This is a genomic window from Variovorax sp. OV700, from assembly GCF_900099805.1.
Taxonomy (GTDB): domain Bacteria; phylum Pseudomonadota; class Gammaproteobacteria; order Burkholderiales; family Burkholderiaceae_C; genus Variovorax.
Genome location: NZ_FNDR01000002.1, coordinates 259,117 through 274,854 on the forward strand (window position 1 = coordinate 259,117; position 15,738 = coordinate 274,854).

10 protein-coding genes are annotated in these 15,738 nt (G+C 68.8%); 5 read left to right on the forward strand and 5 right to left on the reverse strand.

Translation table 11 applies throughout. The features are described from left to right. Positions 1-357: 357 nt before the first annotated feature. Positions 358-753 carry a hypothetical protein gene (locus tag BLR24_RS04795; protein WP_175543179.1) on the reverse strand — a complete coding sequence of 132 codons (396 nt, stop codon included), beginning with the start codon at positions 751-753 and terminating at the stop codon, positions 358-360. 208 nt (positions 754-961) lie between these two features. Here BLR24_RS04795 and BLR24_RS04800 point away from each other — a divergent pair, with 208 nt between their 5' ends. Beyond that, complete coding sequence (locus BLR24_RS04800) at positions 962-2,671, forward strand: tannase/feruloyl esterase family alpha/beta hydrolase (protein WP_093013489.1); 1,710 nt, start codon at positions 962-964, stop codon at positions 2,669-2,671. On the opposite strand, the gene BLR24_RS04805 is transcribed toward BLR24_RS04800, so the two are convergent. From BLR24_RS04805 to BLR24_RS04815, 3 genes are all read right to left on the reverse strand, one after another. Beyond that, the gene (locus BLR24_RS04805; protein WP_093013492.1) at positions 2,653-3,003 is read right to left on the reverse strand and encodes a hypothetical protein; all 351 of its coding nucleotides are present in this window, start codon (positions 3,001-3,003) and stop codon (positions 2,653-2,655) included. The genes BLR24_RS04800 and BLR24_RS04805 overlap by 19 nt on opposite strands. 50 nt (positions 3,004-3,053) lie before the next feature. Next, entirely contained in the window at positions 3,054-3,878 is an 825-nt protein-coding gene (locus BLR24_RS04810; RefSeq protein ID WP_093013495.1) for a YihY family inner membrane protein, read from the reverse strand. A gap of 140 nt (positions 3,879-4,018) precedes the next feature. Further along, positions 4,019-4,399, reverse strand: a complete 381-nt coding sequence (locus tag BLR24_RS04815; protein ID WP_093013498.1) for a cupin domain-containing protein — start codon at positions 4,397-4,399, stop codon at positions 4,019-4,021. A gap of 337 nt (positions 4,400-4,736) precedes the next feature. Here BLR24_RS04815 and BLR24_RS04825 point away from each other — a divergent pair, with 337 nt between their 5' ends. Beyond that, positions 4,737-5,636 (forward strand): DUF72 domain-containing protein, encoded by a 900-nt coding sequence (locus tag BLR24_RS04825; protein WP_093013503.1) that lies wholly within the window; start codon positions 4,737-4,739, stop codon positions 5,634-5,636. 42 nt (positions 5,637-5,678) lie between these two features. Here the strand turns inward: BLR24_RS04825 and BLR24_RS04830 are convergent, their stop codons facing one another. Then, on the reverse strand, positions 5,679-7,400 hold the full coding sequence (locus BLR24_RS04830) for a phospholipase D-like domain-containing protein (protein WP_093013506.1): 1,722 nt from the start codon (positions 7,398-7,400) through the stop codon (positions 5,679-5,681). Positions 7,401-7,653: 253 nt separating this feature from the next. Between BLR24_RS04830 and BLR24_RS04835 the strand changes: the two genes are divergently transcribed. From BLR24_RS04835 to BLR24_RS04845, 3 genes are read left to right on the forward strand one after another with little or no spacing between them, the layout of a single operon-like run. Next, entirely contained in the window at positions 7,654-8,337 is a 684-nt protein-coding gene (locus tag BLR24_RS04835; RefSeq protein ID WP_093013509.1) for a response regulator, read from the forward strand. Between the two features lies 1 nt (position 8,338). After that, a complete protein-coding gene (locus tag BLR24_RS04840) occupies positions 8,339-10,108 on the forward strand; it encodes a hybrid sensor histidine kinase/response regulator (protein WP_093013513.1) in 1,770 nt (589 codons plus the stop codon). A gap of 31 nt (positions 10,109-10,139) precedes the next feature. After that, entirely contained in the window at positions 10,140-15,728 is a 5,589-nt protein-coding gene (locus BLR24_RS04845; RefSeq protein WP_093013516.1) for an alkaline phosphatase D family protein, read from the forward strand. The last annotated feature ends 10 nt before the right edge of the window (positions 15,729-15,738 follow it).

Consider the following 15,738-nt stretch of genomic DNA (forward strand, 5'->3'; position numbering starts at 1 on the left):
GAGGCCGCTGCTCAATCCTTGCTCCGAGGCCGCTGCTCAATCCTTGCTCCGCGGCCGCATTCGAGAGGAAAAGCTAAATGGCAAGATTCGTCTTGGTGCCAGGTGGTTGGCACTGCCTAGGAACTGGCGACGAGCACCGCCTTTCGCGTCGACGCTCCAACTGGCTACGGTGGGAGCGGACTAAATTCTGAGCGACCGTTTCGTGGCGTGACGTGCTTCGGGTGTCTGCAGTCATTCGGCGGCGGAACCGGGCCATTGGCCCACGGCCCAAGTACCGGGCGCAAGCAGCACCTGGCGAGTCAGCCGAACGACTGGTTGGAAAGGGCGAACAGGCGCACGTCCGCATCGGCCTCAGCATCAATGTCGCGCGCCTGAAGGTCGCACACCATGGACACCGCATGCCCGACGCAGGACAGTCTTGCTTCGTTCGCGCGCAGAGGCGTAGGCCGACGCACCGGCGCCTCGGTCGATGACCATCGTCGTCCCGGCCGCAAACAACGCATTCAACAATGCGGTCCGGTCTATTCCCGTGGCGGCCAGATCCAACTGGCGCACCCGTTCGCCGTCTGCTGCCTGCATGGGATGTACGCCCACCGGCGTGGTGGCAAGGACGGTTTCCGCGGGCAGCACGGCCTGATGCTGGGACACCTGTCCGCGGGCGACGAACCCGAGCTGCGTATAGAGCGGGAGCCCTTCCCGGGTGGAGTTCAGGAGCACCGTGCGGTTGCGCGCCTCGTGGAGCAGCTTCTCCATCAACGCGCGTCCCAGGTGTACCCAGAAAAGTGGAAATGTTGTGATTGCGGGCTTGTGTCGGTGGATCCTGCCGCCGCAACGAAAGCCGGGATTCGAGTATCTTCAACCGCACGACAGCACAAGAGCCGGCAGCAAAGCCGTCGTCTGCGGACATCGGCTTCGTTGATCACGATGGCCAGCCGAAGTATCAAAAGAGCCTGGAGACACCATGAATCATTTCGCTTTTCGCGCAATCCTCCGCATCGGTTTCGCGTTGCTTGCCTTGTTCTTGTCGGCGTGCGGCACGGTCCCGAACGCCGACCAGCTCGCAAGTGCCTGCGCCGGCCTCGCGGGCCACGTCATCGCACCCGGCGCAATGGGATTGCCCAGCGGCAAGGCCTCGGTCGCTTCGGCTGTTCTCACGCCGGCCTCCGCCGCGGCGGTCAATGGCGGTGCGTTCGTGCCGGCCCTTCCGCAGTTTTGCAAGGTCAGCGGCACCATCGCATCGCGCGACCCCGCGGCCCAGGCCATCAACTTTCAGTTGAACCTGCCGACCACCTGGAACGGCAAAGCCCTGCAGTACGGTGGCGGGGGCTTCAACGGGGTGCTGATCACCGGGTTGACGCCCCTGCGCGACGCAGCGCCAGACGATGCCCTGCCCATCGCGCGGGGCTATGCGACCTTTGGCCAGGACTCCGGCCATCAGGCCTCCGCGTTTCCGGCCGGAGAGCCCGGCGCCTTCGCGCTGAACGACGAGATGCTCGAGAACTTCGCCTTCGCTTCCTACAAGAAGGTGAAGGACGCGGCCGTGGACATCATGCGCGCGTATTACGGACGCCAACCGCAGCGCATGTACTACTTCGGCGGCTCCGAAGGGGGCCGCGAAGGGCTGACGATGGCGCAGCGGTTTCCGGCCGACTACGACGGCATCGTGAGCGTCGTCCCCGTGATCAACTGGACCGGCCTGTTCCATGCCTTCGTGCGCAACCAGGTACCGCAACACGAGGACTGGCTGCAGCCCGAAAAAACCGCGCTCATCGCCAAGGCCACCTCTGACGCATGCGACGCGCTCGACGGGCTGGCCGATGGCGTCGTGAACAACTACATGGGGTGCCAGGCCCGCGTGGATCTGCAGCGCTTGCGCTGCCCCGGTGGCAGCGACGCCGGCGTGCACTGCCTGTCCGATGCCGAGTTGCGTCTCATGCGCGGCATCCACTCGCCCTATGTGTTTCCCTTTCCCATCGCCAACGGCCTCACGGCGTATCCGCAATGGCTCTATGGGCACGAGGACAGCCTCGACGGCCCCTCGGCCCTCAGCATGGTGCGTTGGGTCTCCGGCACAGCGGCACCCGCCGCGCCGCCGGACGCCGCGCGCAATTCCACCCAGTGGATTTATGGAAGCAACTGGATCCGCTATGCGATTGCGCGTGACAAGACCTATGACGTGCGCCGCTATCGGCCAGAGGATTTCCGCGACCAGGTGCAAAAAACCTCGGCGCTGATGGACTCCACGAACCCGGACCTGTCGGCGTTCTTCGCGCGCGGCGGCAAGCTGATCCTGCGCGAGAACGCCGCGGACCGCGCACAGAGCACGCTCATGGGCATTCAATATCACGAGGCACTCGTGGCGCGCTTGGGCGCCGCCGCGACCGAAAAGTCAGTGCGGCTTTACGTCTCACCCGGCTCGACCCATTCCGGCAACTCTCGCGCGGTCGCGGGCGGGCCGGCAGTGCCGACGATGGTGGACCTGCTGGATCCGCTGGACCGATGGGTGAACGCTGGCGACGCACCCGCGAATGCCCTGGTGCAGGTTGTCAAGGCGCCCCTTCCGCCGTTTGCAGTGCAGGCCTCGCGTCCCATGTGCCGCCATCCCGGCTACCCGCACTACATCGGTGGTGACCGCGCGCAGGCGTCCAGCTATCAGTGCCGGCCTTTTTGAGCGTCCTCTTGGACAGCCTTGGACGCGCGGCGATAGGCCAGGATCATGAGCACCAGGCCGGCAAGAGCCGCCAGGTTCGACACCAGCGCAAGTGCGATCAGCAATGCCGACGCATCCATCATGAGAACAGCTGCTGCCGACGAAGCCGCCCAAAGCCCGCCCCACCTCAGGATGTACATGTCCATGTAGGTCCTGAGCCAGACGTTGTTTCTGTGCTCGATGGCTTGGGCCTCGGCCGCGGACGCCTCTGGTGGAATCTGTTCGAGGAAACTTTTCGGGGACCAGAAGCGATTCCAGATGGATGCGGCGGGGCGGGGTTGCGGTGGGCTCATCGAGACGGAGATTACCTGCTCGCGATCGGCACGCCAGCCAAGGCGGGCTGCTAGGCCCGTGCGGGCTTGCCGGCCGGCCGCCTGCGCGTGAGCGCCAGGTTGGCGGTCATCATGGCCGCAACCAGCGTGACCAGCCACGAGAAGTAGACCCACAACAAGAACATGGGGAGCGCCGCGAACGCCCCGTACAGCGCCTTGTACGTCGGCACCTTCACAAGGTAGTTGGTGAAGCCGCGCTTGCCGAGTTCGAAAGCCACGCTGGCGATCAAGCCGCCCGCGAAGGCGTCGCGCAGCCGCACCTTGGTGTTCGGGACGAGGTAGAACATGCTCGTCAATACCGCCAGGCCGAGCATGAGCGGCCCGAGGTCGAGCACGAATGCGAGCGAGTGCGGCAGCGCGCCGATCAGGCCCATGGAAATGCCCAGCAGATACGACGTGGCCCACAGGCTCAGCCCCAGCACGGGTGGCCCGACGGCCAGCATCAGCAGATACAGGCCGACCCTCTTGAAGAACGGCCGATTCTTCCGGACCTTCCACATCTGGTTCAGCGCGTTCTCCACGGTGAGCAGCATCGCGATGGCTGTGCCCAGCAAGAAGAGCGAACCGATCCAGGTCAGGCCACTGGCGTTGGCGGCGAACTGGTTCAGGTACTTCAGCACCGTGCGTGCAATGTCGGCCGGAAGCAGCCTGCTCAGCAAGAACTCCTGAAGCGCATCCTTGAACCGCGCGAAGACCGGGAATCGCGTGAGCAGCGCAAAGCTCACGGCCAGCACGGGCACGATGGACAGCAAGGTCGTGAACGCCAGGCTTCCGGCAACTTGGGGCAGGCGCTCTTTCCGGGCGCGGTCGATCGTCAGGCGGGTCAGGGCAAACATGTATCGCTGAGGGAGGAGGAATCGAACGGTTTCGCGGCCGCAACAACCGCCGCCGCTGCGGCGATTGTGATCAGTCCGCCGGACCGTACCCTCCGTTCGACCATCCCCGCAGAAAATCTGCCCTGGCCTCCCAACCCGGGTCAGCTCTTGGGCTTGGCGTATTCCTCTGCGCTCATCATCTCCAAGGCGACGAACCTGTCGTCGCCTTCGACCCATGCGTCGTGGCCCGGTGGAATGGTGTACGACATGCCTTCCTCGATGACGGTCTTCGTACCGTCATTCATCTGCACGGTGATGCGGCCGGAAACCGCATACCCGACGTGAGCCACCTGGCAGCTGTCCGTGCCCACGACCGGCTTGATGCACTTCGACCAGCGCCACCCGGGCTCGAGTTTGAAGCGCCCGAGCGTGTAGCCCTCGAGGCGGACCACTTCGACCCGGGTCTTTTCGGGCTCCCGAACCTCGTCCGGTTCGTCATGGGATTTCGTCTGGAGCTTGTTGACATTCATGGGACTTGCCATCGCGACTCTCCTGGCACGAGCGAGCAGATCGTCGGCGGCAGCCTCGTGCCGAGCCACGCGTCGAACGGTTGAATGTTAGTACCGGCGACCCACTTCGGCGACATATTTTGAAAACCTTATTAGTACTGTTTAAAAAAACAGTATCATCGAGGCATGGACCCCATTCCTGCACCCCTCTGGATCGCCGCTTGCGCGCACCGGCTGCAGCAGCGGTGGCATACCGTCGATCCGCTGGAACTGGAGGAGGTCGCGCGCGAGCTCTGGCGCGATCCCCGCCTACGCACAATGTCGCCCACGGAGGCTGCGGTCGAGTGGCTGCAACCGGTAGCGTGTGTCAATGGGCATTCTGGTCGGCACGGCTTCATGGACTGACAAGACGCTGCTCGCGTGCGGTCGCTTCTACCCGAAGGAGGTGAAGACCGCCGAGGCGCGCCTGCGCTACTACGCGTCGATCTTCCCGCTGGTCGAGATCGACTCCAGCTTCTACGGCATTCCGGCGCCCGCCAATGCAAGGCTCTGGACCGGGCGCACGCCCGAGGCCTTCACCTTCAACGTGAAAGCCTTCCGGCTGTTCACCGGCCACCAGACCGATCCCAAAGTGCTGCACAAGGACATCCAGCAAGCCCTGGCCACGACCACCACCAAGGCCTTCTACTACCGCGGCATGCCGCCCGAGATCAGCGTCGAGTTGTGGCGGCGCTTTCGCGAGGCCATCGCACCGCTAAGACAGGCGGGCAAGCTCGGGCTGGTGCACTTCCAGTACCCGCCGTGGCTGGTCTGCAACCGCGAGGGACATGCGCATGTGGCGCATTGCGTCGAGCAGATGGCCGGCCACACGGTGAGCATCGAGTTCCGGCACCGTTCATGGTGGGACGACGCGCATCGCGCCGGCACCATCGAGTTCCTGCGCAGGCTCGGTGCCGTGCACACCATCGTCGATGGTCCGCAAGGCTTTGCCAACAGCGTACCGCTGCTGGCGGAGACCACCAACGCCGACTTCGCATTGGTGCGCCTGCACGGGCGCAATGTCGACACCTACAACATCAAGGGCGCGGCCTCGGCAGCAGAGCGCTTCGACTACGACTATCCCGACCAGGAGCTGCGCGAAATCATGGCGGAGGTGGTGCGCCTGGCCTACAAGGTGCGCAACACGCACATCATCTTCAACAACTGCGACGAGGACAAAGGGCAGCGCAACGGCATCACGTTCATGAAGATGCTGCTGGCGCACGGATGAGCCGCGCGCGGCCGGAAAAGACAGGGCAGGGCGCGGGCTGCATCACAGGAAATCCTCGCTCACCACCAGCGACAGCACCGACCAGCGCAGCCGCTGGGCCCAGTTCGATTCCGGCTCCCGGTGCAGCACCCAGCGGCGGCCGTCGCGCAGGAAGCTCCATTGCAGCCCGCCGCGCCGCGGCGCCTCGCTCACGGTGAAGCTCGCTGGCATGCGCACGCGCTGGATCAGGTCCGCTAGCTCGCCGGCCAGCGCAGCGCTGTCGACGATCAGGCCCAGTTCGGTGTTGCAGTGCGCCGAGCGCCGGTCCATGTTCATCGACCCCACGTAGAACCAACGCCGGTCCACCACCGCGAGCTTGGCGTGCAGGCGGCCGAGCGAGCCGCGGCCGCTTTCGGCGTCACTCGAGGCGGGATGCGGTTCGCTCGCCGGCATCAGCTCGTACAACATGGCGCCCGCCTGCAGGAGCGCGCTGCGGTAGCGCGCGTAGCCGTAGTGCACCAGCGGCTCGTCGGTGGTGGCAAGCGAATTGGTCATCACCGACACGCGCGCGCCCTCGCGGCTCGCAAGGGTCAGTGCCTCGATCATGCGGGGCATGGGCACGAAGTAGGGCGAGACGACGAGCACCTCCGAGCGCGCGGTCCGGAAAAGATCGAGGTTCGCGGCCATGACCGCGCCCTCGCGCCCTTGCGGCCCCGCGGCTTCTTCGGCGCTTCCGCCGGCGTCCCCCGCGTCCCCCGTGGAGGAACCTTGCACCACCGCGTCCGCGACCACGCGCACCTTCGCGGGCACCAGCTCGATGCGCCCCTGCGCCAGCTGCGCGCCGACCGGGCCGCGGCCCAGTGCATCGGGCTCGTTGGCTGGAGGGGTGAAGCGCCCGAGATCGCGCACCAGCGCGGCGAAGCGTTCGCGCGCCGGAGCCGGCGCCCGGCGGCCACCGGCTGCGATGGCCTCGAAGGGGTATGACAGCGGTCCGTTCCAGAAGGCATCGAAGCTCGCCGACAGCGCGCGCACCGCCGGGCCGGCCAAGAGCGCGTCCATGTCGATGAAGTTGGCCGGCTTGCTGCGCCCGAAGTATTCGTCGGCGACGTTGCGTCCGCCCGTGATCGCGAAGCTGTTGTCGGCAATGAAGAGCTTGTTGTGCATGCGCCGGTTCACGCGGCCGATCTCGTGCAGCGACAGCAGCACGCGCGTGCGCAGGCCGCCGCTGCGTACCGGCAGCGGATTGAAGACACGCACTTCCACGTTGTCGTGCGCGGCCAGCCCGGCCAGCATCTCGTCCTCTCCACCCGTGTACAGGTCGTCGACCAACAGGCGCACGCGCACGCCGCGCTCGGCCGCATCGCGCAGCTCGCGCAGGAATTGCCGCCCCGACGTGTCGTCGGCCACCACGTAGTACTGCGCGTCGACGGTATGCCGTGCGGCTTGCGCGAGTGCAATCCGCGCATCGAAGGCCTGGTCGCCGCCCGGCAGCAGGCGCACGCCGGAGATATCGGTGATCTCGGACATCGCGCCGTCCACAGCCGGCAGCGACGCGGCGGCGATGCGCGCCAGGGCGCTGTCCCCGAGGTCGGTGCGCGCGTGCGACGCGACCCGGTGCACGTTACCGGGCAATGCGGCGCAGCCCGCCAGCAGCGAGACCGCGACCATGGCCGCGGCGCACAGCCAGCGCGCGAGCTCCACGTGGTGGAGGGCCAGGATGCAGTACCGGCACGCAAGCGGCTCCCATGCGGCACGCAGCGCGGCAAGAGACTTGGAGGTGGTCATGGCGGTCCTCGGTGCATCGGATGCGAAGTGGCGATCGATGCGGACAGTCTTCCGCGCGGGCCCCGCCGCAACAATTGAACGCAGCGCCTAGGCGCTGGCGGGGCGTGTTTCGGGCGGCGGCCTAGTCCCGCCGCGCAGTGGCGGCGTGGCCATCGGACTAGGCCTTTGGTGTAGGTGCGGGCGCTCGCTTATTGGGGGGCTTTGCGCTAACCTGCGTGCGGACGGGGAGGGTCACCGTAGACGAGAGGCCTGTATGAAGGTTCTGCTGGTCGATGACCATGAGATCGTCTGGAACGGCACGCGCCTCCTGCTGGAGCGCATGGCCGCCGAGATCGAACCCGGCCGCCCCTTCCACTTCGAAGCCGTGCGGGATGCCGAGCAGGCCTGCCAGCTGGACCCCGCCGGCGTCGACCTGCTGCTGCTCGACTACCACCTGCCCCAGCTCTCCGGCGTGGCCGCGCTCAAGGCCGTGAAGGCGCATTTCGAGGCCACACCCGTGTGCATGCAGTCGGCCGAAAGCTCGCCGCAGCGCGTGCGCGAAGTCATCGAGGCCGGCGCGGCCGGCTTCATTCCTAAGTCGTACCGGCTCGAGGACATGGAGGCCGCCCTGCGCGTGGTGCTGCGCCACCGCATCTACCTCCCGGCCGAGTTCGTGCTGGCCGATGACGTGACCCGCGCGCGCGAGCCCGACGAACTGCCGCGCGAAGACCTTGCCGGCTTCCTGCGCGTGGAGCTGTCGCCGCGCCAGCGCCAGGTGCTGGCACTGGCGATGCGGGGCATGCCGGTCAAGCTGATCGCGCGTCAGCTGCAGATTGCCGAGGGCACCGTGAAGGTGCACCTGTCGATGGTCTATCGGGCGCTCGGCGCGCGCAACCGCACCGATGCCATGTGCCGCGTCTTCGACGCGCAGGCGGCCTGGGCGCTCGAGGCCGCCTAGCATGCCGGCCGCGTCTGATGAGCTGGACGAACGCCGCCTGCAGGTGGTCGCCGAGCAGGCCGTGGGCTTGCGCTGGCAGATCCTGCTCACCGCCGTCGTGGTGGCCGCCATCGTTTGGCGCGATGTTCCCGCGCCGTGGGTGCTCGCCTGGTTCGCGGCGGTGATCGCCAGCCGCGAGTGGCGCGCCGCCGCGCTCGCGCGCATGGCCGCCGACCGCGCCCGCCCGATCGCCGAGCGGCTGCGCGCCACTGTGTATTGGAACGTGCTGATCGGCGCCTGCAACGGATCGGCGGCGCTTTTCATGGCGCGCCTGGATCCAACGCTCGACGCGGTCCTCACGATGATCCTGGTGTCCTGGGGTGCAGGCGCTGTGTCCACCAGCGCCACCGTGATGCCCGCCTTCCTGGCCTACGCGGGGCTGCTTTTCGTGCCCACGGCCGCCATGTGGCTGGTGGCCGGCGGCTGGCTTGGCTGGGGCGTTGGCGCGCTGGTGCTGATGTTCTTCGGCGTGCAGACGCGCTTTGCCCGGCGCAACCTCGAGACCTTCGAGGAATCGTTCGGCATCCGCGCCGAGAACCAGGCGCTGGCCACTTCGCTGGAGTTCGAGCGCGCGCAGCTGGCCATCGCCCGCGACCAGGCGGTGCGCGCCAACAACGACAAGAGCCGCTTCCTGGCCGGCGCCAGCCACGACCTGCGCCAGCCGCTGCAAGCCATGGCGCTCAACGTGGGGGCGCTGCGCCACGTGGCGATGGCGCCCGATGCACGCGCGATCGTCGAGGTGGTCGACAGCAGCCTGGAGCAGCTGCGCGGCATGCTCGATGCCCTGCTCGACGTGTCGAAACTCGACGCCGGGGTGGTGGTGGCCCAGCCTCAGCGCGTGCGGATCGACCGGCTGCTGACCGCCGTGATGGCCAGCTTCGGTGCCGCGGCGGCAGCGCGCGGCGTCGGCCTGCGCACGGACTGCCCGCCGGGCCTGGAGGTTCGCACCGACCCCGACCTGCTGCGCCGCATGCTGGCCAACCTCGTGGACAACGCGATCAAGTTCTCGCCCGCGGGCGGGCCCGTCGAGGTGCGCGTCCGCACGCGGGATTCATCGGACGCATCGAAGGAAGAAGTCGAGCTGACCGTGCAGGACAGCGGCCCCGGCATCGCGCCCGAGAACCACCGGCTCGTGTTCGAGGACCTGGTGCAGCTCCAGGCGCCGGGCTCCGGCGCAGCACCCGCCGCAGGGCATGGCCTGGGCCTGGGCATCGTGCGGCGCATGGCCGAGCTGCTGGGCGTGCCGGTCGAGCTCGAGTCCAGTCTCGGCGCAGGCGCTTGCTTCCGGCTGCGGCTACCGCGCGCCGCACCCGTGGGCGCCGACGGCCCCGAAGGTGAGGGCGCAAATGCACCGTGGAGCCTGGCCGGGCGCTGCGTGCTGGTGCTGGAAGACGACCCGATGGTGCGCGGCGCCTACCTCAACGCGCTCGGCGCGATGGGCTGCCGCGTGCTGTCCGCCGCCACGCTCGACGAGGCGCTGGGGCAGGTCGGCGAGCCCGATGCGGTGGTGGTCGACTGCCGGCTCGGCGGCGGCGTCTCGGGTTTCGATGCGGCCGAGCGCCTGCGCGCGCAGCGCTCCGCAAACCCTGCGCTCCCCATCGTCATGGTCACGGCCGACACCGACCCGGCCGTGGTCGAGGCGGCGCGCCGGCAGGCGCTGCCGCTGCTGCGCAAGCCCGTCGACGACCGGGGGCTCGGCCGCGCGCTGGCCGCGGCCATCGAAGGTTCCTGAATTCCGCGAGCCATCGCGCGAGGAGTCGAACATGAACGACGGCGACCGCCTGCTCTCCGAAGGCGCCGAGGTGCTGGTGCGCGAGATCCTCGCGGCGCCGCCGGACGCGCTGCACTGCGACGTGCTGGTCATCGGCAGCGGCTATGGCGGCGCGGTGGCGGCGGCGCGGCTGGCGGGCGCGTTCTCGCTGGACACTGCGCCCGGCATTGCACCGGGCGCGGTGCCGATCAAGGTCTACCTGCTGGAGCGCGGCAGCGAATACCTGCCCGGCGAATTTCCGGCCACCTTCGCCGAGCTGCCGGGGCACGTGCGCTTCAGCATGCAGGACGGCCGGCCCGCACGCGGCAACGCCTCGGGGTTGTTCGATCTGCGCCTGGGCGGAGACGTGAACGCGCTGCTGGGCAACGGTCTGGGCGGCGGCTCGCTCATCAACGCGGCGGTGATGGAACGCGCCACGCCCGATGCCTTCGAGGGCGGCGCCTGGCCCACGGACCTCGATCTTGGCGCGCTGGCAGAGGGCTACGACAAGGCCGAGGCCATGCTGGCGCTGGAGCAGATTCCCGAGAGCGTTTCCAAGCTCGACTCCCTGTTGAAGGCCGGCACGCGCATGCACGCGGCATCGGGTGGCAAGGCCCACGTCGCCATCGCCTTCGCTGATGGCACCCGCACGCCGGCCCAGGTGGCCATGCACCGGTGCCTGCGCTGCGGCGACTGCGTGAGCGGCTGCAACCACCGCGCCAAGAAATCGCTGGACACCAACTACCTGGCGTTGGCCCATGCGCGCGGCGCGCGCCTGTTCACAGGCGGCACCGCCTACCGCATCGCGGCGCTGCCGGGCGCGGCCGGCTATGCGGTCGAGTTCTTCTTCACCGACCGGCGCAAGGCCCGCACGGACAACGCGCGGCCCTACGTGGTGCGCGCGCGGCGGGTGGTGGTGGCGGCCGGCACGCTGGGTTCCACCGAGCTGCTCAAGCGCTCCGAGGGCCCCGGCCTGTGCCTCTCGCGCGCTCTGGGAGAGGGCTTCTCGACCAACGGCGACATGATCGCGGTGGCGGCCGGCCAGCATCGCGAAGCGCTGTCCTGCGCGCCCGAAGGCGACGCGCCCGCCACGCGGGGCATCGGGCCGACCATCACCGGCCTGCTGCGCACACGCGCGAAGAAGGGCAAGCGACCGCTGGTGATCGAGGAGTTCGCCATTCCCGCGCCGCTGCGCCGCCTGTTGGCCGAAGTGGTGACCACCACCGACGCACTGCAGGCGCTCGCGCACACGGACCTCGACCTGCACGCGCCCGACGAAGTACGCGATCCGCTGGCCGTCGACGACGACATGCTGCGCCGCACGCCGGTCTACGGAATGATGGGCGACGACGGCGCCGCCGGCAGCATCGAACTGGTCGGCTGCGGCGGCAGCGACAAGGTGCTGGCCGATGCGCAGGTCCGCGTCACGTGGGACAAGGTCGCCGCGCTGCCGGTGTTCGCGGCGCAGATGCGCGCGCTGCACGCGGCCCACGACGGCGAGGGTGGTCTCGGGGGCCGCGTATTGCCCAACCCCCTGTGGAGCCCGCTGCCGCCGTTCCAGAGCCTCGCGGCCCTGCATCCGGCAGGCTCCGTGCTGACGGTGCATCCGTTGGGCGGCTGCCGCATGGCCGATGGACCCGAGCGCGGCGTGGTCGACAGCTGGGGCCGCGTCTACAACTGCGCCGCAGGAGAGCCGCCGCTGTTGCCGGGTCTTGCGGTGCTCGACGGCTCGATCGTGCCGGTGTCGCTCGGCATCAACCCTTCGCTCACCATCGCGGCACTGGCCGAGCGCGCAGTGCCGGTGCTGGCCGCGGACTGGGGCTTGGCGCTGACCGGGTCGCCGCAACCGCCCGCGTCGGTGCGCCCGTTGCGCCGCGACCTGACCCGTCCTCGTGCGCCCGCGCCCACGCGCGTCTCGTTGCGTGAGCGCATGACGGGCCGCGTGCAGGTCGACGGCCAGGCCTTCGCGCTCAGCGCCGAGGTCGAGTTCGAGCCCATCGACGTGCCGGCCCTGCGCAGGGCGCCGCGCGCGTTGGCCCAGCCGGTGGTGGTCCTGCGCTTCGGCAAGGGCTGCCACGCGTCCGTCGCGCATTGCAGCGGCACCGCATCAATGCTGGTGCGTGAGAAGAGCGACAGCATCGAGCGCATTCTGCGCAGCCACGCGCTGGCGCGCAAGAAGCTGCTGTCGCTGGCGGAGGCGCTGGCGGAGGCGCTGCTGTCTGCGCGTGCCTCCACGGTGGACCTCAGCGGTGATGATGGCGAGAAGACCTTGAACTTCGAAGGCCCGCCCATGGCCGACTTGATGGCGCTGTGCTCCCATCTCGGGCAGGTGCGGCTCATCGAATACGACTGGACGGTCGAGCGCGTCGAACACTGCCCGCCACTGAAGGTGGGCGACCGGCTGCGGCTCACCAAGCGCATCGCGTTCGTCGAGGGCGGCAACCCGTGGCGGCAGCTGAGCGAGGGTGAGCTGCAACAGATCGGCGTTGAAGCGACGAAGCCGCTGGGCCGGCTGGTGCTGGACCCTTCGTACTTCGTCGAGCAGTTGCAGCCGCTGCTGCGCGTCGAGCACCAGCAGGACATGCCCAACCAGCTTGGCGACTTGGCCGAGCTGGCGCTCTGGGTGCTGCGCATCGTGCTGCAGGTTCATCTGCTGCATTTCGTGCCGCCACCCGATTCACCGCAGAACGACTTGGAGCGCCTGCCCGGCGAGGTGCTCGGCGTGTGGCCCGAACGGATTGACCTTGTCAGCGCGGCCGGGCCGGGCAGTGCGCCGCCGCGGCTGCTGTCGCGCTACCGCCCGCCGAAGCCTCGCGCGGGCACGCGGCCCGTGATGCTGATCCACGGCTACGGCGCAAGCGGTTCCACCTTCGCGCACAAGAGCATTCCCGGCAACCTGGTGCACAGCCTGCTCGCGGCCGGGCGCGAGGTCTGGGTGCTCGACCTGCGCACCAGCATCGGCTTCGCGGGCCGTCCGCGCGGCTACTGGTCGTTCGACGAAGTGGCCGAGGCTGACATTCCGGACGCCCTGCACACTGTGCAGGCGGCATACGCAACGCCCGACGACGCGGCGCCGGTCCAGGTCGACGTGGTGGCGCACTGCATCGGCGCTGCCATGTTCAGCGTCGCGGTGCTGCGCTCCCCGAGCCTGCATGCGTCCATCGGCGCGGTGGTGCTGTCGCAGGTGGGGCCGCTGCTGCGCGCCACGGCCTTCAACCGCTTCCGGGGCTATGTGGCGGGCTATCTGCAGCAGTTCATCGGCACCGACGAGTTCGACACGCGGCCCGCGCTCACGCCCATGAAGCGGCTGCTCGTCGACGGCCTGCTGGCGACTTTTCCCTACCCCGACGACGATGGCGAGGCCGAGCGCCTGCGCAAGGCGCCGGGTTTCGCGGCCGTGCGGCACCGGGCTGATGCCATCTTCGGCCAGACCATGCGGCTGCACAACATTGGCAAGGACACGCTCGGTGCGCTCGATTCGATCTATGGTTTCGTCAAGCTGCGTGGCCTGGCCCAGGTCGGCAGCTACGCCCGCGAGGAGGTGCTGACCGACGCCGGCGGGCAGGGCCACGCCGTGGGCTTCGAGCAGCTCGGCGAGCGCTTCGGCTTTCCGGTGTTCATGCTGCATGGGCAACGCAACGCGGTGTTCGATTGGCGCGGCTCGTACGAAAGCTTCTGGCTGCTCAAGCGCGTGTTCGGCAAGGACGGCGGCCTCTCGCGGGAGCCACCCGAGCTGCGGGATCCGTCGGACCCGGTCGGCAGCGACCTGTTCCTTGGCGAAGGCACGCCGCATCAATTGCTGGTGCTGCGCGCCTACGGCCACCAGGACACGCTGATCGGCGAGAACGCCTGCACCGACGTGTTCCCGCACATCGTGCGGTTCCTCGAGGCGTTCGACAAGAAGCCAGGTCCTGGCGAGCCCGAATCGCCCGACTGGGTGGCCCGCCTGCCGTGGACCGGCCCGTGGCTCGGCCATGCGGGTCGTGTGGCGGGCAACGCGGGCCGGCTGCATTGCCGGCTGGCGCTGCGCCCGCCGCCCGCGCACGTCTCCGCGAGCGCCGTGGTCTTCGTGCCTGCGCGACGGCGCGATGGGCGCTGGAGCTTCGACTTCGAATGGATGGTGGCGCTCCCGACCACGCGCGAAAAGCTGTTGCAGGAGGCGGTGGAGATCGACCTCTTCGACGAACGGCTCGCCGAGTACCAGGGCTTCGCGGTGCTGACGGCTCATGACGACCTGCCCATGGCGCGCGGCCCCATCGACGTGCGGGGCCGCCGGCTCGCGCCCGGGTTGTTCGCCGAGCCGCAGGACGAACCCATCGAGCCCATCCGCAAGCAGGTGATGCGGACGCTGGACGCGGCCACCGACGCGCAGCGCGAGCGCGCCGTGGTGCGACTCGACCCGGCATGGATCGGCGCCGTGCAGCGCGAGGGCGAGCCCGCCCAGGATTCGCTGTGCTTCGCGTTGGCCAGTTGCCAGTACGTGCCGGGCCTGGTCGACCGGCTGCCCGCCCAGGCTTCTTACCGACGGCTCGCGCAACGGCTCGAGCTGCTCGTGCCGCCGCACAAGCCGCAGCTGCTGGTGCTGGCCGGCGACCAGGTGTATGTCGACCAGACCGCGGGGCTCTTCGTGCCGGCGGGCGGCGACGATGTCGGCCAGGCCTATGCGCTCACCTTCAGGCTGGAGGCGTTGCGGCAGGTGATGGCCTCGCTGCCGACCTATCCGCTGCTCGACGACCACGAGGTGATGGACGACTGGGAGCCGGGTCCGGACCCGTATGGAACGCCGGCCGTACGCGCCGCGCTCGACGGCTACTTCGCGCAGCAGCACAAGCTGGTGCGCGGCATCGGGCCGCACCGCGACCGGCGTCCCTTCGACTACCGCATTGCGCCGGCCGGCTTTCCGTTCTACATGCTCGACACGCGCAGCACGCGCCAGCGGCGGGCGCTGCGCACGGACACGCATGCCACGCGGCTGGACCTTGCAGCGATCCGCGCCGAGGCTGGCATGGGCGATCTGAAAAAGTGGCTGGAGGCCGCACCCGCCGAACTGCCCAAGTTCATCGTGTCGCCGGTGGCGCTGTTCCCGATGTCGCGCGCCGCCGCCTTCGGCGACCCCGCAGAGCGCCTGGGCATGGACGACTGGAGCGGATACCCGGCCTCGCAGCGCGCGCTGCTCGAACTGCTGCGCGACACGACCGCGCGGCACGTGGTGCTGCTGTCGGGCGACCGGCACATGTCGAGCGTGTCGAGCCTCTGGCTGCAGTCGGCGGACGGGCCGGTGGAGGTGATCTCGGTCGTGTCCTCGGGCCTGTATGCGCCGTGGACCTTCGTCAATGCACGGCCCGACGCGTTCTGGCTCGACGGCGAAGTCGAACTCGGCGCCGTGTCCGGCGCCTTCGTCGCCACAATGGTCACGGCCGCCGTGGGTACGGGCAACGGTTTCGCTGTGCTGCAGGTAGAGCGCGGCGGCGCCACCGGCCATTGGCGGATCAACGTCACCCTGGATCTGGACGACGGGCTCACGAGCTGCTCTCGCGACCTCGATCCGACGGCTGGCAGCGGCTGGACGGTGCACGGACCGGCGCGTTTCGCACGCGCGTAGTGCCGGTGAT